This is a genomic window from Shewanella basaltis, from assembly GCF_023283885.1.
Taxonomy (GTDB): domain Bacteria; phylum Pseudomonadota; class Gammaproteobacteria; order Enterobacterales; family Shewanellaceae; genus Shewanella; species Shewanella basaltis.
On the sequence record NZ_JAKILA010000018.1, the window covers coordinates 77490 to 98678 of the forward strand.

Here is a 21189-nt window from a genome sequence, read left to right on the forward strand (position 1 = left end):
GCTTGAAAGTGAGAATGGGTAACATGTTGATTTTAAATAGCATAAGTTCATCCCTTATCCCGATCTCAGGTTAACTAAAAAGCCCCATCAATAAGATGTATTGATGGGGCTTTTTTATTACAAAACGATTTTAAATAGCCAATCGTCTTGTTGGGGTAATAATCACTGGCAAAGGCACATCCCAAAAGTCGGTTGGTACCTGGCTCACTTCTTGGCAGTCGTGGGCAAAACCAACGGCTAACGGTTTGTTGTTTATCACTTGCGACAAAGTGCGGTCGTAGTAGCCGCCGCCCATTCCCATCCGGTTTCCATGTGCATCAAAGGCCACCAGGGGAGTGATGATCATATCGAGCTTATCAAGGGTAATCACATGCTGAACATTGAGTTGTGGTTCGCTAATACCGTATTGGTTTTTAACCATTACCGTGTCGGGTGCATAACGAACAAACAACAAGTGGCCTTTACAAAATGGATGAATAAGCGGCAAGTAAACATTGATGTTGAGCTCCCACAGCGCATCAATCAATTTCTGTGTGGCTAATTCGCCGTCGTGGGTTAAATATAGCGCCACATGCTCTGCTGAGTGAGCCTGAATTTCTGCCAGCATGTGCCTGCTGGCAATCAACGCAAATTGGCTTTGCTCTTCGAGGCTGAGGCTGTTGCGCTCTTGGCGGACATGGCGACGAATATTGTCGCGGCTCATGTTGGTGCTATCAAATAATGGTTCTTGCAACTCAGTTGGGGTAGCAAAGTAGCTAATGCGTGCAGAAGAGGTAGACGTAACAGGACGGTTGTCTGTGTTAGTCATAAAACGAGTGATAGTCATAAAATTAGGATGCTCCCCAAAATACCGCTGCCGGCGTAGCCCTTGAACCGTAGGTTCAAGGCGGGTAAATGTTTATCTCCTAAGGCTTCTTGGTACTTGCCAAGCATGCACAATGTCAATAAAAGCATTCACCCTGGGTTTGTAAATATCGGCACAGGGACATAGCCAACTCGCGCATATCCCAGGGAGCAAAACAGGGTAGAACCAAGCGTTGCTTAATTCTGAAATCTTAGTTTAGTCATCCTTGCGACTTCGTTCAACCAATGATGTCTCTAATGTTGATTGTAACAACGAAATACGCTCATCCATTTGCGCCATGTACTGTTTGTTTTTAAGCTTTTCTTCAAATAATTCATTGCCAATGTTTAGTGCAGCCATAATGGCCAGTTCTTCACGGCTTAAATTGTTAGTGCGCGACTTTAAGGTTGTGAGTTGGTTTTCAACTTCTCTGGCAACGGTGCGTAATGCATCTTCGCGTCCTTTTGGACAGCCAATAGAATAGGTTCGCCCTAAAAGGACGATTTCAACAGCACTGTTGCTCATAATGTCGCCTCAGATCCCTTAGTCATTTCGCGAACTATATAGGGCTGAATTTAAAAGAGCAAGGCAACATCAAGGGTTTTTAATTATTTGCTGTTTGAGTGAGCAAATCACCTGCAATCGCGCAGACTCAGTCTACTGCAATTTGGTATGACTATTCACAAATTTCAGTACAAGATGCGCTAGTATTTGGAGCATCATCTTAACTCTGCTAGCATTGAGACTGATATTGCGCTATTAGGAAAAAACCATGGCAACCCCACCTTCGTTATGTATCGAAAATCTTAAAAAAGCCCTAGATGCGGCCGAAATTGGTCAGCACCCAGTAGAAGTGCATGGCGCACTTGTTGGGCTGATTTGCGGTGGTGTAAAACAAGACAATTTAGCGTGGTTAAAACCGCTGCTAGATTTAATGAATGACGGCCAGCCGTTAGAGGCAGAGTTACAGCAATTAATTGCCGAACTTTATCAAGACACGGTGGCTCGTTTGGCCGATTTTGAATTTGGCTTTACCTTATTGCTACCAGAAGAAGAAGTGTCGCTCAGCCATCGTGTTGAAGCTCTGGCATTGTGGACACAAAGCTTTTTAACAGGCATTGCGATTATTCAACCTGAGTTAGCTAAATCGTCGCCAGACGTACGCGAAGTCATCAAAGACTTGGCCGAAATTGCCCAGGTTGAATTTGATGTTGGTGATGATGAAGAGTCAGAAACCGCCTACATTGAATTGCAAGAGTTTGTCAGAATGTCAGCGATTTTATGTTACTCAGAATTTGGCCTAGACATGCCGTTAACTGACACCGATAAGTCATCGACTATTCATTAATTTTACCAGTATTAGCAGCGGCGCAGCGAATGACCTCAGTACAACACTCAACACAACCTCAATCCGTTGATATTGCTATTGTCGGTGGTGCAATGGCGGGAGCCACCTTAGCGTTGGGGTTAGCCAAATTATCAGCATCACTTACGCGCCCGTTGCGTATTGCCTTAATTGAAGCCCATGTTGCAGATAGTCATCACCCTGGGTTTGATGCTCGCTCTATTGCCATTGCCCATGGCTCTATTTTTGAGCTGAGCCGTTTAGGTATTTGGCCACAGCTTAAACATTTAGGCACGCCGATTGAAAATATTCACGTGTCTGATCGCGGCCACTTTGGTATGACCGAGCTGAATGCCAAACCATTAGGGTTAGATGCGCTAGGGCAGGTTGTTGAACTGGCTAAAGTGGGCAGTGTGTTGTTTGCAGAACTAGCAAAAACCTCGGTGCAGGTTTATTGCCCCGCTAAAGTCACCCATTTACACACTCAGCAAGATGGCCATTTATTGTCGTTAGACAATGGCACCCAACTCCATTGTCAGTTGCTGGTGGCGGCAGACGGTGCCAACTCTGTGGTACGCCAACATTTGCAACAACCCACTGAGCAAGTTGACTTTGAACAAACGGCCATAGTCGCCAACGTGACAACCGACAAACCACATCAGTATTGGGCTTATGAACGCTTTACCCAAACCGGCCCATTGGCATTGTTGCCTATGCAGTCGGTGGTTTCAGTACCTACAGCACAATCACGGTTTTCATTGGTTTGGGCGTTACCGCCTGCTCAGGCCGAGCAGCTTAAACAGGCCGATAAAGCCACCTTTTTAGCTGCATTACAACAGGCCTTTGGTAACCGTGTCGGCCAGTTTGTCGATGTGGGCCAGCGTGTCAGTTATCCGCTTACTTTGTCATACATGCCAAGGCCGATATATCACCGCTGTGTGTTTGTCGGTAATGCCGCGCAAACCTTACACCCCATTGCAGGGCAAGGGTTTAACCTAGGCCTGCGTGATGTGGTGGGTTTGCTAGGTGTCATTGAAAAGGCATACGCAGCCACAGGGAGCGAACTTGACCTTGGCAGTAGCGACATAGTGCATCTATATTTGGCCTCAAGACAAACAGATCGCGACAGCACTTTACGTAACATCGAATTTTTAGTCCGCGGCTTTTCAAACCAATATTGGCCATTAGTGGCTGGGCGTAATCTTGGGCTGCGTTTGCTGTCATGGCTGCCACCGCTAAAGCGCCCCGTTGCACAAACAGCTATGGGCTGGCGTTAACTTATTTAAGCTAAGGATTAACCATGTTTTCAACCAAAACATATGATGTCGCCATTGTCGGCGGTGGTATGGTCGGACTCGCAACTGCCATTGGGTTAGCCAATGCCGATCTGAATGTGGTGGTCATTGACGCTGGAACAACCCAAGCGGTGAATGGCGATCCTAAGTTACGTGTGAGTGCCATTAATAAGGCTAGCCAGCAACTTTTAGAAAACCTTGGTGCATGGCAATACCTTGACGACAGCCGCATTAGCCCCTACCAAAAAATGTCAGTGTGGGACAAAGACGGCCTAGGTAAAATTGAATTTGATGCTCACAGTATTAGCGAAACCTATTTAGGCTCGATTATTGAAAACGATGCCATCAGTTTTGCTCTTGCTAAACGTGCCAGCGAAATGAGCAATTTAACCCACCTTGAAGGCCAGCGCCTCGAGCGTGTTGCTTTTGGCGAGCGCGAAGCCTGGCTAACCTTAGCTAACGGAGACAATGTTAGTGCTGCTGTAGTGGTGGCCGCAGACGGTGCCAACTCATGGGTGCGTCAGCAGTGCAGTATTCCGTTAACGTTTTGGGACTACGGCCACCACGCGATTGTGGCCACCGTTCGCACAGAACTCGCTCATGATGCTACCGCCAGGCAAGCGTTTTTGCCCGGTGGCCCATTAGCGATGCTGCCACTTTACGAAGCTAATTTATGTTCAATTGTTTGGTCGGTGTCGCCTGAGCAAGCCGAGCGCTTACTCGCCCTCGATGACGTTGAATTTGGCAAAGCATTAACTGCGGCACTTGATGGCCGTTTAGGTGTGTGTCAGCTTGAAAGTGAGCGTCAATCGTTCCCACTGCGCATGCGTTATGCGCGTCACTTTGCTCGCCACCGTTTAGTCTTAGCTGGCGATGCGGCACATACGATTCATCCATTAGCGGGGCAAGGTGTCAATTTAGGGTTGTTAGATGCCGCCAGCATTATCGACACCTTTACCGAACTGCATGAGCAGAACAAGGATTTAGGCGAATATAGTCATTTACGCGCCCTAGAACGTTGGCGTAAAGCTGACGCAACGGAGATGATTGCAATTATGGAAGGCTTTAAAAGATTGTTTGCAGGCAGTCATCCGCTTAAAAAAGCCGTTCGCGATATTGGTCTCACCCTAGTTGATAATGTCGCTGGGCTGAAAACAGTGTTCATCAAACAGGCTATGGGTAACAAAATGACATTACCTAAACTTTGCCGTGCGTCAATTTCACCATAGCTAATGTAGAAACTTGTTTAATATCAGGCAATACAGCTAAATCAGTCAGTTTATTGTAAAAATATGTGTAAAAAAATTACAGCAATGGATTAGCTAAACTAATGCGATAACAGTCGGATTAGAAAATTTTTTTGTATACAAAACAGGTCTGCGGAGTATAATTTTGACCGCATTTTATCAAAGACCTACACAAGAAAGGCCTCAAAAAAAGGGATAATAATGGCTAGCAAAACTGTACTTTTTAACAAGCATTTAGAATCAAAAGCCAAAATGGTTGATTTTCACGGTTGGGAAATGCCAATTAACTATGGCTCTCAAATTGAAGAACACCATGCAGTGCGTCAAGATGCAGGCATGTTCGACGTTTCGCACATGACAGTGGTTGATGTTACCGGCAATGACGCTTGTGCCTTTTTACGTAAGTTACTTGCTAACGATGTTGCCAAATTGACCGTACCAGGCAAAGCCTTATACGGCGGCATGCTAGATGAAAATGCTGGCATTATCGACGACCTTATTACCTACTACCTTACCGATACTCATTACCGTGTCGTGGTTAACTCTGCCACACGCGACAAAGACTTAGCCTGGATCAACAAACAAGCCGCTGCATTTGATGTTGTTGTAACAGAACGTCCTGAGCTTGCCATGATAGCTGTACAAGGTCCTAACGCTAAAGCCAAAGCTGCGCAGGTATTTACCGCTGATCAAAACGCTGCAGTAGACGGCATGAAACCCTTTTTTGGCGTGCAATCGGGCAGCTTATTTATTGCAACAACGGGTTATACCGGCGAAGCAGGCTACGAAATCATTGTTCCTGAAGCCGAAGCAGAAGCCTTATGGCAAGCACTATTAGACACAGGCGTTAAGCCATGTGGCTTGGGTGCACGCGACACGCTACGTTTAGAGGCTGGCATGAACCTCTATGGCCAAGACATGGATGAATCGATTAATCCGCTCGCTGCCAACATGGGCTGGACTGTTGCATGGGAGCCAAGCGAACGTGACTTTATTGGTCGTGCAGCATTGACCGCAATTAAGGCGGCAGGTACAGATAAATTAGTTGGTCTAGTCATGGAAGAAAAAGGTGTTTTACGCCATGATATGCCTGTGTTCTTTACCGATGCAGAGGGTGTAGAGCATCAAGGTGTGATCACCAGCGGTTCGTTTTCGCCAACATTAGGCTACTCTATTGCCATGGCCCGTGTACCTAATGGTATCGGCGCTACTGCTGAAGTTGAAATGCGTAAAAAACGCGTAGCAGTAAAAGTGATTGCCCCAAACTTTGTACGTAATGGTAAACAAGCCTTTTAATGTTAGCGGCTGACTTTGTTGCGTTTAGTCAATAGATAGCAACACATAACCGACTAAAGTTGGGTTGTCGTTTACCCACAAGCATTTAATGATTAAGAACTAGAACATCAGATAAAGGAACAACAACAATGAGCACTATTCCAGCAGACTTGAAATATGCATCTTCACACGAATGGATCCGTCAAGAAGCAGACGGTAGCTACACAGTAGGTATCACTGAGCATGCTCAAGAGCTTTTAGGCGATATGGTATTCGTAGAATTACCAGAAGTAGGCGACACTGTCACTGCTGGTGAAGACTGCGCAGTAGCTGAGTCAGTTAAAGCGGCATCAGACATCTATGCACCTATTTCTGGTGAAGTGATTGCGGTAAACGAAGCATTAGAAGACTCGCCAGAGTTAGTTAATAGCGACGCTTACGGCGACGGTTGGTTTTTCCGTGTGATGCCATCTGACGAGTCAGAAGTTGATTCATTACTTGACGCCGATGGTTATCAAGAAGTGATTGACGAAGAATAATCGCCAATGACGCAGGAAGCTCCCTCGGGAGCTTCTTTGTTATATAACGATAAACATGGTGCGTCTAGCGTATTGCCGTTTAAGTTGTATCAGTAAGTGGCCTAAAGAAAACCACTGACAACAATCGCACGCAGCACCAATAAACCCTTTATGGGTTAGTCACGTATTACACGTTTTCACCCTAATCCAGTTCTGTGCCCTACCGCCAAAACTGGTCGATTTGGAACAAGGTTTAACATGACCAAGCAAACCCTGACACAACTAGAGCAACACGAGTTATTTCTAACCCGCCACATTGGCCCAAATGCTGAGCAGCAACAAGAAATGCTCAACTTTATTGGTGCCGAGTCGTTAGAAGACTTAACCGCGCAAACTGTTCCTGGCAAAATTCGTTTACCACAAGAGCTCACAATCGGTGAATCATGTGGCGAAGCCGAAGGTATCGCTTATATTCGCAACATAGCAAACAAAAACAAAGTGTTTAAAAGCTATATTGGTATGGGTTACTACGGTGTACAAGTGCCAAACGTTATTTTGCGTAACGTGTTTGAAAACCCAGGTTGGTACACTGCTTATACTCCATATCAGCCAGAAATCGCCCAGGGCCGTTTAGAAGCCATTTTGAACTTCCAACAAGTGTCAATGGACCTAACAGGTCTTGACCTAGCGTCAGCCTCATTGCTGGACGAGGCCACTGCCGCAGCAGAAGCCATGGCACTTGCTAAACGTGTGTCTAAAGCCAAAAAAGCCAACACCTTCTTTGTTGCCGACGATGTATTTCCGCAAACATTAGACGTAGTAAAAACCCGTGCAGAATGCTTTGGGTTTGACGTGGTTGTTGGCCCAGCGAGTGAAGCGGTTAATTACGAATTATTTGGTGCCTTATTTCAATACACCAACCGTATCGGCCAAATTACCGACTACACCGAGCTATTTGCTCAACTGCGTGATAACAAAGTAATTGTCACCGTTGCTGCTGACATTATGTCGCTAATGTTACTTAAATCTCCAGGTGCAATGGGCGCAGACGTAGTATTTGGTAGTGCACAACGTTTTGGTGTGCCAATGGGATACGGCGGGCCACACGCGGCCTTCTTTGTTGCCCGTGACGAGCACAAACGCTCAATGCCAGGCCGTATTATTGGTGTGTCAAAAGACACCCGCGGTAACAAAGCCTTACGTATGGCCATGCAAACGCGCGAACAGCATATTCGTCGTGAAAAAGCCAACTCAAACATTTGTACCGCACAGATTTTACTGGCCAATATGGCGTCGTTCTATGCTGTGTTTCACGGCCCACAAGGTTTAAAAACCATTGCCTCACGCATCAACCGTTTGGCAGACATTTTAGCTGCGGGCATACAGGCAAAAGGCTTAACCTTAGCTAACACCACCTGGTTCGACACCATCAGCGTAAAAGGTGCAGACGTTGCCGCCATTAACGCCCGTGCTATTGCCGCGCAAGTTAACCTACGTATCGACGCCGATGGCGTATTAGGTATCAGCCTAGACGAAACCACCACCCGTGAAGACATCGCAGTATTGTTCGACGTTATTCTAGGTGCCGGTCATGGTTTAGACGTCGCAGCGCTCGATGCCGACATCGTTGCTAATGGCAGCCAATCAATCCCACAAGCGCTTGTAAGGCAAGATGCGGTATTAACGCACCCAACATTTAATCGCTACCAAAGCGAAACCGAGATGATGCGTTACATCAAACGTCTCGAAACCAAAGATTTAGCCTTAAACCACTCAATGATTTCGTTAGGCTCATGTACCATGAAACTTAACGCTGCCGTAGAAATGCTGCCTGTGAGCTGGCCAGAATTTGCCAACATGCACCCATTCTGCCCGCTAGATCAGGCGCAAGGTTACACACAATTAATTAACGAGTTGTCTGAGTATTTGGTCAACATTACTGGCTACGATGCGGTATGTATTCAGCCAAACTCAGGTGCACAAGGCGAGTACGCTGGTTTATTAGCAATTAAAAAATACCACGAGTCTCGCGGCGACGCGCACCGTGACATTTGTTTAATCCCGCAATCTGCACATGGTACTAACCCTGCGTCAGCACAACTTGCTGGCATGAAGGTTGTTGTGACCGCGTGTGATAAACAAGGTAACGTCGATTTAGAAGACTTGCGCGCTAAAGCCTCAGAACTTGCTGACAACTTATCGTGCATCATGATCACCTACCCATCAACCCACGGTGTGTACGAAGAATCAATCCGCGAAGTATGCGAAATCGTCCATCAATATGGCGGTCAAGTGTACCTTGACGGTGCCAACATGAACGCACAGGTTGGCTTAACATCACCAGGCTATATTGGCGCCGACGTATCGCACTTAAACTTACACAAAACCTTTGCTATTCCGCACGGCGGCGGCGGTCCAGGTATGGGCCCAATAGGTGTTAAAGCCCACCTTGCGCCATTTGTTGCTGGCCATGCTGTGGTAAAACCGGGCCGCGAAAGTGACCATAACGGCGCAGTCTCTGCTGCACCTTATGGTAGCGCCAGCATCCTGCCCATCAGCTGGATGTACATCAAACTGTTAGGCACTAAAGGCATTAAACAATCGACCCAAACGGCATTGTTAAACGCTAACTACATCATGAAAAAGCTATCAGCCCATTACCCAGTGTTATTTACTGGCCGAAATGATCGCGTTGCCCATGAATGTATTATCGATTTACGCCCATTAAAAGAAACCTCAGGCGTGACCGAAATGGACATCGCTAAACGTCTAAACGACTACGGTTTCCATGCGCCAACAATGAGCTTCCCGGTAGCGGGCACCTTGATGATTGAGCCAACGGAATCTGAGTCTAAAGTTGAGTTAGATCGCTTCATCGAAGCCATGATTTCTATTCGTGGTGAAATCGCTAAAGTTGAAGCAGGCGAGTGGCCAGTAGACAACAACCCACTGCACAATGCACCGCATACACTCGCAGACATTATGGATCCTGAGTTTGACTCACGTCCGTACAGCCGCGAAGTGGCCGTGTTCCCAACCGCAGCGGTTAAGGCGAATAAGTTTTGGCCAACGGTGAACCGTATTGATGATGTGTATGGGGATCGAAACCTTATGTGTTCGTGCGTCCCACTCAGTGACTACGAATAAATGATAATGACTACTTGGCCTCGATAATACGGCGTCAGCCGACACTTTTCTCTTCTCATTGACACCAGTCAACTCCGAGGAGAAAAGCATCGGCTTCCTTGTCTTCTCATCGGCAGTAACGCCATTATCGTGGTAGTAGGCTTCATTTGAAATTTAGAATTAAAAAGCGACCGCAAGGTCGCTTTTTTGTCTTACTTTCGGCAGTAACGCTATTTAGGCTTCAGCTGAGAGTTTTCGCATAGCTCGAAATAAGGAGTTTGACACCAGTCAACTCCGCGACGAAAGCCTCAAACTTCATTGTCTTATCATCGCCAGCGACGCAATTATGGTGGTAGTGGGCTTCAATTGAGCTCCAAATATTTAAAAGCGACCGCAAGGTCGCTTTTTTGTTTTACTCTTGGCAGTAACGCTATTTCGGCTTCAGCTGAGAGTTTTCGCATAGCTCGAAATAAGGAGTTTGACACCAGTCAACTCCGAGGAGAAAAGCATCGGCTTCCTTGTCTTCTCATCGGCAGTAACGCTATTATCGTGGTAGTAGGCTTCAATTGATACCTTCTGAGTAAGAGCATTAAAAAGCGACTGAAAGGTCGCTTTTTTGTTTCCAATACATCAGGGGCGTCCAAAAAGCTGTCATTCCGATTATGTTTATATTTACGTCTTTCCGGTAATGCTTTTGAGCCGGAATCCAGCTTGTTTCTTTTGTCTTAATCTTAGCTATGGCCTGCGGCCACTAACGTCGTGGCGCGTCGCCCACACCAGACCAAGAGGAAACCAACGGCTGTTCCCTCTTGGAACTCCCAGCCGCCCCGCAACATTTTCAAACAGCGAAAAGGTCGCCATGGGGATTGATCCAGCTTTGGCCAACATTTGAATCCTGCTGCGGCCTTACTCGAAAATGCTAACGCTTCCGATGGTACATCCTGTACCGCGAAAGCTAGCCTGACGTCCTGTCAGGCTCACGCTATTTTCTTCAACGGCCTCAAGTAAAATGGAGCCTGCAGATATAATATCTAAAGCATTAAAAAAGCGAACAGGTTGGTTCGCTTTTTGTTTCCGTCATTCCAGTCATGTGTAAATATTCGTCATTCCGATTATGTTTATATTTACGTCATTCCTGTAATGCTTTTGAGCCGGAATCCAGGTGTTTTCTTTTTGCTGTGTACTTATTTACGACCTGTGGCCACTAACGTCGTTTGTGGTCTGCATCGGCCAAGCCCTGTGATTGATAATGCTCCACCATTCATTGAGCTTTCAATTGCAGAGAACAGACTTTGTCGGCGAGTTTTGTGTGTTTTATGCGTTAACAGAGGGGGCAAGTGAGAGGCATTTTTGATAAAACGTATTTTACATTCATGGCATTGACTCGTGGTAATTTTTTGTTTGGCGATAAATTTGATCACCCAATGTCATGAATGTTCCTCCGTTTTTAACCTATCTCATTATTTTTATTCATTCTTTTGTGGGGATTCGTCAGACTCTGTTCCCATTTATTTGATCCCACTTATTCAGTAGATTGTTTAGCTTAAACTAAGCTTGATTCGCTGGGTTCACTGTGGTTGTATTCAATGCTTGTTTAAGCCAACTTATATCAAATTGATAAAAGAGAGCCTTATGAAATATTTGTTACTTGGTTTGGGATTACTGTTTAGTAGCCATGCGTTGTTTGCTATGGATGTTAGCTATACTGCAACGCCTATCAAAATTGATGGGGTTGCTGACTCTGCCTGGCAAAAGGCGCAGTGGCAGTCTATGCCTTATTTAATGCATGGGGTGTTGCCTGATTCGGCGAGTGATTTTAGCGGTAAATATAAGTTGCTGTGGGATGAGCATTATTTGTATCTGCAAGCTGAAATTACCGACGATGTGTTGCTTGATACCCATGCCAGCCCAACAGTAAATTATTGGAATGATGACACCTTAGAGGTGTTTATTGATAGTGATGCATCAGGTGGCGATCATCAATTTAATCATAGTGCATTTGCTTACCATATTGGCCTAGATAATCAGGCGGCTGATTATGGCCCAGATAAACAGGCTCACCTGTATAGCTCGCATTTAATTAGTCGTTGGCAGCGCAGTAGCGAGGCGCCTTACAATGTGATTTGGGAGGTGGCGATTAAGCTGTATCCTAATGACTTTAAAGAAGGACAGGAAGACAAGCCGTTATTACTCACGCCGAATAAAGTGATCGGTTTTATGCTTGCCTATTGCGATAATGATGGCAGCCCGGTAAGAGAGCATTTTATGGGGTCTCATGAGATTACCCCGGTTGATGGTGACAAAAACCGAGGGTTTATCGACGCCGGTGTGTTTGGCCGTATCACACTTAAACGTTAGTTTTGTTTTACGACTAAGGCCATGGTCTCTGGCTATTTATTAGTGGTTTGGCTACTCTTTAAGCATATATAGGCATAGGAGTAATACCATGAAAGTGCGCGATATCATGACCCCAAATCCTTTTTGTATTAGCCATGAAGCCAGCCTTAAAGATGCACATTTGTTGATGCAAACTCGTAATGTGCGCCATTTGCCGGTTATTTCGGAAACTACGGGGGAGTTGATGGGAATGCTTACGCACAAAAAGATGATTGCGACTGTGTTAACCATGCTCAATAAATATGGCCAAGGGGCATTAGATAGGCGCGAGCGTTATACGCCGATTGCACAGGTGATGGACACCCAAGTGCAAAAATTAGGCTTGGATGAGCCGTTAACCATTGTGGTGCAGTATTTTATCGACAATAAACTGGGCTGTTTACCTGTTGTTGATGACAACAATAAAGTGCTTGGTATTGTTACCTCGTCTGATTTTGTCAAACTGTGCCAGCGTTTGCTGCTGGTACAAAAGTAACGATTTAGTCATACCATTACACATTAATAAGTGATCAGAGTTTGCGTCAGAAAAATCGCTTAGAATAAGGTAAAAATTGCAGCATGCGAGTTGTTTTACCTTTAACATGTCTAACAAAGTGATAACCAGTAAGCATGTTCACTTGTGTGCTGATTGACATAACAAAGCGACCAAATGGTTGCTTTGTTATTTTTGTCATATGGCTTGTTGAGTTATGGCAATGACGCCACGATCTCGCGGAAAAATGCGATGGTTTCATGCTTTGAATTTAATGCATCAAGAAAGCCTAAATCGGCACTGTTTTTTACTATCACCACATTGTGTTGTTGGTTTACGTAGATATATTGCCCATACACGCCAACACAAAAAAACTCACCTTGTTGTGCCGCTGGCGGTAACCAAATTTGGTAGCCGTAACCTAATTTATCAGCCTGTGGTTTAAGGTATTCTGCTTGTGGTGTTGTGGCCGCTTTTATCCATTGTGCAGATACGATTTGCTTACCGTTAAACTCACCATTATTCAGTAATAACTGACCAAAGCGGGCATAGTCACGGGTGGTGACATTTAATCCACCTAAAGCAAATTCAGCACCATGGGAGTCGGTTAGCCAGTAGGCATCACTTTCCATGCCGATGGTGTTCCACAGGTTTTGCTGTATCAGTTCGACTAACGATTTATTGGTCACGCGCCTAAGGATCATGCTGATCACGTGGGTGTCCATGCTGACATAATGAAAGGCGTTACCGGGTGTTGATTCATTGACTAGTTCGCTGGTCATTTGATCTAACGAACCACCGATGGCTAACACACGGCCCATTTTGTTAATGTCAGAATAAAAATCCAGGTAATCTTCGTTCCACTTCACGCCAGACGACATTTGCAATACGTGTTTTACCTTGACGTTGCCATAACCCGACTTGGCCAGTTCTGGTAAATAAGCGCCGACGGTTTGTTCAATGTCTATGTTGCCAGCATCAACCTGCATACCAAACAGAATCGACACAAACGATTTGGCCATTGACCAAGAGATGCGTTTATCATCGCGTTGGGTACCTAAAAAATACTTTTCATAGGTGATTTGGTCGTCTTTGAGTACCAGTAACGCGGTTGTTGCTCTACGAGCCAGAAAGGCTTCGGTGTTAGTGACGTTATTTCTATAATTAAACGATTCTGGTAGCGACGTCGGGCGAGTGTTAAATAAAGAGGGCTGGCCTTGTGCAACGATTTTTTTGTTAAAAAAAATCTCTTTCATATTGGAAAAATTATCAACAACGCGGGTTTCATCAAATAAAGTGACCACGCTGTATAGGCGATTAACGCTTTGCCAATTGAGCGCCACAACTATAACAGCGGTAGCAATAATGGCTAAAAAAGAGCCTTTGATGAGCTTTAACAAAGTTGACATGAATGTTTCCAAATAACGTAGGCATTAACACTAACCTAAAACTATCGTGGCTATAAATCAAACAGTTAACGCTGTGGCAGGGCGAAAGCTTGTGCGACCTATTTAAGCCGCTCACATTTATGCTTGCTGCTATTGAGCATCTTGCTGCTATTGCCTACAATAACGCACGTTTTATTAACTACAGTATATGACCATGAACGACACTACAGCTAAACCTGCTTTACCTGATCGCTTAAGCGTTAATCCACGCAGCCCACACCATGTTGCGGCAATTTTTGAATTTGATATTGGCATCAGAGTGAACGGCAAAGAGCGTTTTGATGTTGAAGAGTACTGCATCAGTGAAGGTTGGGTTAAAGTGCCGGCGGGTAAAGCGTTAGACCGTCGTGGCCAACCGCTTACTATGACGGTAAAAGGTACGATTGAAGCGTTTTATAAGTAAGCATTAATCGTAAATAACATAGGCTAACCTGCATGGTTGGCCTTTTTTATTTAGTTGATTAGTCGGTCTTTATTTGATGTTAATCACGTTATATTTGTAAACAATCCCTGCCAGTTCGACCTACCTTTAAAAGCTTAAACGCTACCATCATGACTTTCATTCATGTTCAATGGCTGTAAAATCCGCGCCGTGTTTTACCTGCCTATTTGCGAACTTATGATGATTGATTTGGCATTACTGCCTGTTTATTTAACCACTGTGGTGGCGTTACTGTTAATTCCTGGCCCTGATATGTTGTTGATTGCCAGTTCTAGCTTGAGCTATGGCCGTAAAGTAGGGGTGTATGCCAGTTTTGGTAATGCAACCTCGGGTGTTATGTTAACTCTGCTTGCAGCTATGGGCGTGTCTGCACTTGTGGCGTTAAATCCGTTGGCATTAGCACTATTGCAGATGTTAGGCGGCGCTTATTTACTCAAAATGGGCTGGGACTGTATGCGCAGCAGCGCCAGTGAAGCTCCTGAAATCAATGAGCAAAATAATCTGGCTAAGTTACTCTATCGCCGTGCTGTATTAAGTAATTTACTCAACCCCAAAGCATTACTGTTTTTTGTGTTGTTTTTACCTCAGTTTGTGTCGACTCAGCTTAATGCGAGCTCAGGTGAGCAAATGTTGGCGTTAGGTTTATTGCTCAACGTGATGGGCCTGGCTTTTAATTTACTGCTTGTAGTTTTAGTGGGGCACCTGGGTAAATCATTACTGGATAATGATAAATTTCGTACTTACCAAAACAAATTTATGGGCGTGGTATTTTTTATCCTAGCCCTTTGGTTACTGGCTTCTCAGGTGCAGGGGATTAGCTAATGCCACTGTGCATTAAAAAACCTGAGTGTTGGACTACAAATGCCTTTCAAGCCGCTCGCTGCCTGTTAACTTATTGAATTAAAATGGTATACGTAGCGATGTAGCAGGTTAACGTGTTGATTTTTAATATTATCAACACGTATGTTATTCATGCACAATGGCTTTGGTATGCATAAAAAACCACGGCCATTGTCCGTGGTAGCTTGGGATTAATTTTGAGCCTGTTTAATGGCAGCTATTTCTTGTTCTACTGCGGTAACCACCTCTTGTGGTGTTTTAAGGTATTTTGAGTGGTCAATAAAAATGGCGTTGTCGTTAACAGTCATTATTAGTGCCGGAAAACGCGTTGTGGCAATAACCTGTTGAATTTCAGCTATGCCTTCTAATATGAATTCAGCATCGGTAGTGAGCTCGTCCCTAAACACTTTATTATTAGGGGATAACTTAAACTGTTCGACGATGTCATTAAAGTCGTGTTTATTGTGAAATGGGTTACCATCAATAAAGTGAGCGGTTTGTAATGCATTAAGCAATGCCAATTGTTTGTTGGCTTGTTTGTCTTGCATCCAAGCCATTAAATTAGCTGTTTTTATGGAGCTTTTAGGGCTGTTAACATAACGTGTATGTTCACGACCAAATTTAACGCCACTGGCCTTGGTCACTGCCTGCATTTGCTCCTCACCTGCGCTGTCTTTGCCGTGGTAATGGGCGCAATGTAGCAAGTGTACAGTCATGTTTGGGTAGGCGTGCTGCAACGCATTGACCAATGGTGTGGTGGCATAGCTCCAAGGGCAGTGAGAGTCGTAGATAAAATAGAGCTCGGTGGTCATGTTGTGTATTCTTATTGGCTATCAGATCGGATGATCCTAATGAGTTTCATGTCAATATTCAATCATTGGCTAAGTGTCGCTTACACCGTTAAAGCTTGCGGATCGGGGGCGCGCATTCTGTCCCACCAAGCTTTATCGGCAACAATTTGACCCTGCTCATCAATGGCTGGGTAGGGTATTTGTTTACGCCGACACGCTTTGGCATAAACCGGATGGCCTTGTTCAAACAGCATTTTTTGGCAATAGGCGTGGTCAAGTTTACGAGTACCGTACATATTGGCTTGTTCGCGTTGGCGCTGTGCTTCGTACATCACTAAAGCTGATGCCACAGAAACGTTGAGCGATTGCACCATACCGCGCATGGGGATAATAATATGCTGATCTGCCGCGGCAATGGCTTCATCACTCACACCATCACGTTCATTGCCCATAACAATGACGGTGGGCTGCGTGTAATCGATGTCACGAAAGTCTATTGCCGAATCTGAAAACGTAGTAGTTAACACCTGCATTTTTTGTGCTTTAAATACTTGATGAGCTTGCGCAAACGTATTGTGTTTTACTGTGCTGACCCATTGTTGGCTGCCAGAAGCTGTATTACCTGAAACGCGCATTTCGATGTCGGGCCACACAGCATGAATTTGATGAATGCCTACACAATCTGCCGAGCGAATAACCGCGGCGATGTTGTTGGTCATGTGCACTTTATCAAGACAGATGGTAAGGTCGACTTGGCGGTTATCTAGCATGTGGTTTATACGGGCAAAACGTTCTGGACTCATGGCGTAACTCTATTTATTTGTTCAATCACACTTAGGCATAAAAGATTGTGCATTATGTGCGTTATATTGACGTGCGCTTATTGTGGTGATGATGTTGAGCGGCATTATAACGCATAAATAGGCTTATATTGGCAATGATATGTTTTATAACAAGCGCGATAAGTTTCAAGCTTGCCTATTGATATCAATGGTCACAAGAGGTTTGTTGTTATGGTGTGGGATGTTTTCGGCTGTGGGAGGGGAGTGATTGAGTGATATAGCCAATGAAATTACGATACATTTACCCTCATTAATTCATCGTATTGGTGGTGAAAAAACCAAGCAAACGAAGACGATTGCACTGCAATATCAGTGTTTTCTTAAACGTGTTCGTCGTTCTCGTCATTGGGTGTTAATGGGTGAGGCCATGAGTATTCAGGCTTTAGTGGTTTGTTTACAAGCGTTAAATGATGATGATTTACGTTATTTAATTAAAAAAATTCAGACTGCCTTGACTCATCACAGCGATAAGTTAGAGCCGCTCGATGCCAAATTATTGCGGTTAATCAGTCAAAATCTAGGGATCACTTTAGGGGAACTGATTCAAAAGACGCAATGCACTGAGGCGCAGGCGCGTATTGCGCGTTTTAATGCCGACGTGTAGTCATTTTTTGCCAGGCCCCATAACCCTATCAATTGAAGCGTTAAAGTATTTATCTGAGCGGCCTAAAGAAATGCTTTACAATATTTAAAACTCATGTAATATCAGCCTCGCTCTGACATTCAGAGTTATTAATGAACATCAAGTAAAAGAAAAGCCTTAGAATCTCTGCGTTATCGTTGTTATCCTCTGTGTTTCCCTTAGCTTTATCGTGACATTCAATAATTCAAGCTTGAGCGCATCGCATTTTCGCGACAGATTGATTAATTTACATTTATAAGGGACACAACATGTCTAAAACAACTGGTTTAGTAAAATGGTTTAACGAAGATAAAGGTTTTGGTTTTATCACTCCTGATAACGGCGGCGCTGACGTGTTCGTTCACTTCCGTTCTATCACTTCAGAAGGTTTCAAAACTTTAGCTGAAGGCCAAAAAGTATCTTTCGAAGTTGAGCAAGGCCAAAAAGGCCCACAAGCTGCTAACGTAGTAGCTTTGTAAGACTCACTTTGTAAGATAGCGCAAATAGTCTCGCGACTGTTTGCGCTTTTTTTTGCCTGTTAATGTTGATCTACATCAACACCCATCTGTTTTGGTTGCTTCATTATTAATGCTAATACCAATTAGCACAAAATGTGATCATGCTTACTGGCTAACGTTAGAAATGTTAAAGGTAGCACAACGACCTCGCTACAATTTCAGTCTTGTTCTAAGCGATTTTTCCGACGTAATCTCTGATCACTTATTTAACCTGAGCTCGGGATAAGGGATGAACTTATACTATTTAAAATCAACACGTTACCCATTCTCACTTTCAAGCTTGTCATTTGTTCTGCTAACAAGGCGAATTGACGCGTCAATAGCTACCCTATTGTAAGTCGATTCAACGCAGTGAGCAGGGCAAAGGACTGTTTGAAAGGCATTTATTATCCCGAGCTCAGGTTATTTATCCTGATTGATATTATGTAAATGGGGGAATTATGTCGGATGCAAAGTTGGTATTACTACTGAAGATTTGCATTTTAATTGGTATTATGCTGATTTTTATAGGCATTTATCTTCATGATTTTAATGATGCCATAGAAAAAATGGGTGTTACCGGTATTGTGATTAGTGCCATGTGTGTGGCATTTGGCATGATTTTATCTTTGCCTACCAAGATGTATTTAACGTTTATATTAGTCACACGTGAAGCGCAAGCAAACCGTGAGCCGTGAACGGTATTATGCTCGCTTTTTTATTACCGATAAAACCGCTCGCCGCCATATATCATAACCGCTGTCTTGATCTTATCTTTTGTCAACGTCTCTGAGTTTTGTAAATAGAATCAACACAAATAGGTTAATTAGCTTTATTTAGGCAATTAACCCAAGACTATTGGGCTAAAAACACCGATAATTCACGGTAATTAGACAAGCTAGCCATTTGGCTGCGCATGACAGTGGAAATATTCAATGGAAATCAAAGTAAACTTTCTCGACAATTTGAGACTCGAAGCCAAATTTGACGACTTTACCGTAACGGCTGACCAACCTATTCGTTATAAAGGTGATGGCTCTGCCCCAAGTCCTTTTGATTATTTTTTAGCCTCATCTGCCTTGTGTGCTGCTTACTTTATTAAGGTGTACTGTAAGGCTCGCGATATCTCAACTGAGCACATCAGGTTGTCACAAAACAATATTGTTGACCCTGAAGATCGCTATAACCAAATTTTTCAAATTCAGGTTGAGCTGCCCGATGATATTTCGGATAAAGACCGCGAAGGTATTTTACGCTCTATTGACCGTTGTACCGTAAAAAAAGTGGTGCAAACTGGCCCAGAATTTAAAATCGAAACCGTCGAGAACCTAGACGCAGACGCCAATGCCATGTTGATGGGGCAACCAGACGGAGACTCAAATACCTTTATTTTAGGTAAAGACTTACCGCTTGAACAAACCATAAAAAACATGACAGGTTTATTGGCTGATCTTGGCATGAAGATTGAGATTTCATCGTGGCGTAATATTGTGCCTAACGTATGGTCTTTGCATATTCGTGATGCGGCATCGCCTATGTGTTTCACCAACGGTAAAGGTGCCACTAAAGAAAGTGCATTATGCTCGGCTTTAGGCGAGTTTATTGAGCGTTTAAACAATAACTTTTTTTATAACGATCAATTTTTTGGTGACGAGATCGCCAATAGCGAGTTTGTTCATTACCCGAACGAAAAATGGTTTGCGCTTGAAGACGATGACGCGCTACCAACAGGTTTACTTGATGAGTATTGCTTAGACATTTATAACCCAGATGAAGAACTGCGCGGCTCGCATTTAATTGATACGAACTCAGGCAACAAAGCGCGCGGCATTTGTGCCATTCCTTACACGCGTCAGTCAGATGGTGAAACGGTATATTTCCCGTCTAATTTAATCGAAAACCTATTTTTAAGTAATGGCATGAGTGCAGGCAACAACTTGCCAGAAGCCCATGTGCAATGTTTGTCTGAGATTTTTGAGCGCGCAGTAAAACGTCAAATCATTGAGCAAGAAATTGTCTTACCAGACGTGCCAATGGCGGTGTTAGAAAAGTACCCAAGTATTTTAGCGGGTATTAAAGGCCTAGAAGAGCAGGGGTTCCCTGTTGTCGTAAAGGATGCCTCATTAGGCGGGCAGTTCCCGGTAATGTGCGTAACCTTAATGAACCCGCGCACCGGTGGTGTGTTTGCCTCATTTGGCGCGCACCCAAGCTTTGAAGTGGCATTAGAGCGCAGTTTAACTGAGTTGTTACAGGGTCGCAGTTTTGAGGGCTTAAACGATGTGCCCAAGCCGACCTTTAATAGCATGGCAGTAACCGAACCTGAAAACTTTGTTGAGCACTTTATTGATTCAACAGGCATTATCTCTTGGCGTTTCTTTAGCAGCAAATTTGATTATGAATTCTGCGAGTGGGACTTTAGCGGCACCAATGAGCAAGAAGCCAAGGCGCTGTTTGGCATTTTAGAAGACATGGGCCGTGAGGTGTACATTGCTGAGTTTACTGACTTAGGTGCATCGGCGTGTCGGATTTTAGTGCCCGATTATTCTGAAGTGTACCCAGTGGATGATTTAATTTGGGATAACACCAACAAGGCACTTAACTACCGCGAAGACATTTTAAATCTGCACTCGTTAAGCACTAAAGCCTTGTCTAAGTTGGTAAACCGTTTAGAAGAAAGCCAATTAGATAATCAAACCGATATCCCAACCTTGATTGGCATTGTGTTTGATGAAAATACCGTTTGGGGCCAGTTAACCATTATCGAGTTAAAGATTTTGATTTATCTTGCACTCGGTGAACACGAAGACGCGTTAGAGCTTGTCGAAGAGTTTTTACAGTTTAACGACAACACTGTGCAGCGCCGCTTGTTTTATCAAGCCGTGAATGCCGTGCTTGAAGTGACCTTAGATGAAGACCTAGCGCTTGAGGACTTTATCGGTAACTTTACCCGCATGTTTGGTAAAGAGGTCATGGATAATGTGGTTGGCTCGGTCAATGGTACTGTGCGTTTTTATGGTCTGACTAAAACCAGTATTAAGCTGGAAGGCATTGAGCCACATTTACGCCTCATTGAAAGTTATAAAAAGCTGCACCAAGCACGAAAAAGTAAAGCGGGGTTGTAAACTCGTTAAGTCAGCCTGTTAAAATAAAGCCCATCGTAGTGATGATGGGCTTTATTTCATGCCTAA

19 protein-coding genes, 1 other RNA gene and 1 pseudogene are annotated in these 21189 nt (G+C 44.2%); 14 read left to right on the forward strand and 7 right to left on the reverse strand.

Annotated elements, in window-relative coordinates:
• Window positions 1-130: 130 nt before the first annotated feature.
• The 3 genes from L2703_RS13375 to zapA form a co-directional block, all read right to left on the reverse strand.
• Complete coding sequence (locus L2703_RS13375; RefSeq protein ID WP_248971580.1) at window positions 131-826, reverse strand: 5-formyltetrahydrofolate cyclo-ligase; 696 nt, start codon at window positions 824-826, stop codon at window positions 131-133.
• A gap of 9 nt (window positions 827-835) precedes the next feature.
• Window positions 836-1017, reverse strand: a non-coding RNA gene (gene ssrS, locus L2703_RS13380) — 6S RNA.
• A 43-nt stretch (window positions 1018-1060) separates the two neighbouring features.
• Window positions 1061-1369 (reverse strand): cell division protein ZapA, encoded by a 309-nt coding sequence (gene zapA, locus L2703_RS13385; protein ID WP_248971581.1) that lies wholly within the window; start codon window positions 1367-1369, stop codon window positions 1061-1063.
• Window positions 1370-1616: 247 nt separating this feature from the next.
• Between zapA and L2703_RS13390 the strand changes: the two genes are divergently transcribed.
• The 6 genes from L2703_RS13390 (at window position 1617) to gcvP (ending at window position 9671) form a co-directional block, all read left to right on the forward strand.
• Entirely contained in the window at window positions 1617-2192 is a 576-nt protein-coding gene (locus L2703_RS13390; protein WP_248971582.1) for a UPF0149 family protein, read from the forward strand.
• A 29-nt stretch (window positions 2193-2221) separates the two neighbouring features.
• Window positions 2222-3466, forward strand: a complete 1245-nt coding sequence (ubiH, locus tag L2703_RS13395) for a 2-octaprenyl-6-methoxyphenyl hydroxylase (RefSeq protein ID WP_248971583.1) — start codon at window positions 2222-2224, stop codon at window positions 3464-3466.
• 23 nt (window positions 3467-3489) lie between these two features.
• On the forward strand, window positions 3490-4713 hold the full coding sequence (locus tag L2703_RS13400; RefSeq protein ID WP_248971584.1) for an FAD-dependent monooxygenase: 1224 nt from the start codon (window positions 3490-3492) through the stop codon (window positions 4711-4713).
• A gap of 219 nt (window positions 4714-4932) precedes the next feature.
• The gene (gene gcvT, locus L2703_RS13405) at window positions 4933-6027 is read left to right on the forward strand and encodes a glycine cleavage system aminomethyltransferase GcvT (protein ID WP_248971585.1); all 1095 of its coding nucleotides are present in this window, start codon (window positions 4933-4935) and stop codon (window positions 6025-6027) included.
• A 128-nt stretch (window positions 6028-6155) separates the two neighbouring features.
• On the forward strand, window positions 6156-6545 hold the full coding sequence (gene gcvH, locus L2703_RS13410) for a glycine cleavage system protein GcvH (protein ID WP_248971586.1): 390 nt from the start codon (window positions 6156-6158) through the stop codon (window positions 6543-6545).
• 237 nt (window positions 6546-6782) lie between these two features.
• Window positions 6783-9671, forward strand: coding sequence for an aminomethyl-transferring glycine dehydrogenase (gcvP, locus tag L2703_RS13415; RefSeq protein ID WP_248971587.1), 2889 nt, complete (start codon window positions 6783-6785; stop codon window positions 9669-9671).
• Window positions 9672-10876: 1205 nt separating this feature from the next.
• On the opposite strand, the pseudogene L2703_RS13420 reads toward gcvP, so the two are convergent.
• Window positions 10877-11025 (reverse strand): annotated as a pseudogene (locus L2703_RS13420) (IS4 family transposase); the annotation flags it as partial.
• 257 nt (window positions 11026-11282) lie between these two features.
• Here L2703_RS13420 and L2703_RS13425 point away from each other — a divergent pair.
• Both L2703_RS13425 and L2703_RS13430 read left to right on the forward strand, forming a co-directional pair.
• Complete coding sequence (locus L2703_RS13425; RefSeq protein ID WP_248971588.1) at window positions 11283-12008, forward strand: CBM9 family sugar-binding protein; 726 nt, start codon at window positions 11283-11285, stop codon at window positions 12006-12008.
• Between the two features lie 88 nt (window positions 12009-12096).
• Complete coding sequence (locus L2703_RS13430) at window positions 12097-12522, forward strand: CBS domain-containing protein (RefSeq protein ID WP_248971589.1); 426 nt, start codon at window positions 12097-12099, stop codon at window positions 12520-12522.
• Window positions 12523-12734: 212 nt separating this feature from the next.
• Here L2703_RS13430 and L2703_RS13435 read toward each other — a convergent pair whose 3' ends face one another.
• On the reverse strand, window positions 12735-13928 hold the full coding sequence (locus L2703_RS13435; RefSeq protein ID WP_248971590.1) for a serine hydrolase domain-containing protein: 1194 nt from the start codon (window positions 13926-13928) through the stop codon (window positions 12735-12737).
• A 193-nt stretch (window positions 13929-14121) separates the two neighbouring features.
• Between L2703_RS13435 and L2703_RS13440 the strand changes: the two genes are divergently transcribed.
• Together L2703_RS13440 and L2703_RS13445 are read left to right on the forward strand one after the other, a co-directional pair.
• Window positions 14122-14370, forward strand: a complete 249-nt coding sequence (locus L2703_RS13440) for a DUF3297 family protein (protein ID WP_248971591.1) — start codon at window positions 14122-14124, stop codon at window positions 14368-14370.
• A gap of 219 nt (window positions 14371-14589) precedes the next feature.
• Window positions 14590-15231, forward strand: coding sequence for a LysE family translocator (locus L2703_RS13445; protein WP_248971611.1), 642 nt, complete (start codon window positions 14590-14592; stop codon window positions 15229-15231).
• Window positions 15232-15440: 209 nt separating this feature from the next.
• On the opposite strand, the gene L2703_RS13450 is transcribed toward L2703_RS13445, so the two are convergent.
• Window positions 15441-16061, reverse strand: a complete 621-nt coding sequence (locus L2703_RS13450) for a protein-disulfide isomerase (protein ID WP_248971592.1) — start codon at window positions 16059-16061, stop codon at window positions 15441-15443.
• Between the two features lie 80 nt (window positions 16062-16141).
• Window positions 16142-16843, reverse strand: coding sequence for a tRNA (guanosine(18)-2'-O)-methyltransferase TrmH (gene trmH, locus L2703_RS13455; RefSeq protein WP_248971593.1), 702 nt, complete (start codon window positions 16841-16843; stop codon window positions 16142-16144).
• Between the two features lie 256 nt (window positions 16844-17099).
• Between trmH and L2703_RS13460 the strand changes: the two genes are divergently transcribed.
• From L2703_RS13460 to L2703_RS13475, 4 genes are all read left to right on the forward strand, one after another.
• Window positions 17100-17486 (forward strand): ribosome recycling factor family protein, encoded by a 387-nt coding sequence (locus L2703_RS13460; RefSeq protein WP_248971612.1) that lies wholly within the window; start codon window positions 17100-17102, stop codon window positions 17484-17486.
• A gap of 287 nt (window positions 17487-17773) precedes the next feature.
• Window positions 17774-17983 carry a transcription antiterminator/RNA stability regulator CspE gene (gene cspE, locus L2703_RS13465; protein WP_248971594.1) on the forward strand — a complete coding sequence of 70 codons (210 nt, stop codon included), beginning with the start codon at window positions 17774-17776 and terminating at the stop codon, window positions 17981-17983.
• A gap of 479 nt (window positions 17984-18462) precedes the next feature.
• Window positions 18463-18699 carry a hypothetical protein gene (locus tag L2703_RS13470; protein ID WP_248971595.1) on the forward strand — a complete coding sequence of 79 codons (237 nt, stop codon included), beginning with the start codon at window positions 18463-18465 and terminating at the stop codon, window positions 18697-18699.
• 237 nt (window positions 18700-18936) lie between these two features.
• Window positions 18937-21123: an OsmC domain/YcaO domain-containing protein gene (locus L2703_RS13475; RefSeq protein WP_248971596.1), complete on the forward strand. Its 2187-nt coding sequence runs from the start codon at window positions 18937-18939 to the stop codon at window positions 21121-21123.
• Window positions 21124-21189: the final 66 nt, after the last annotated feature.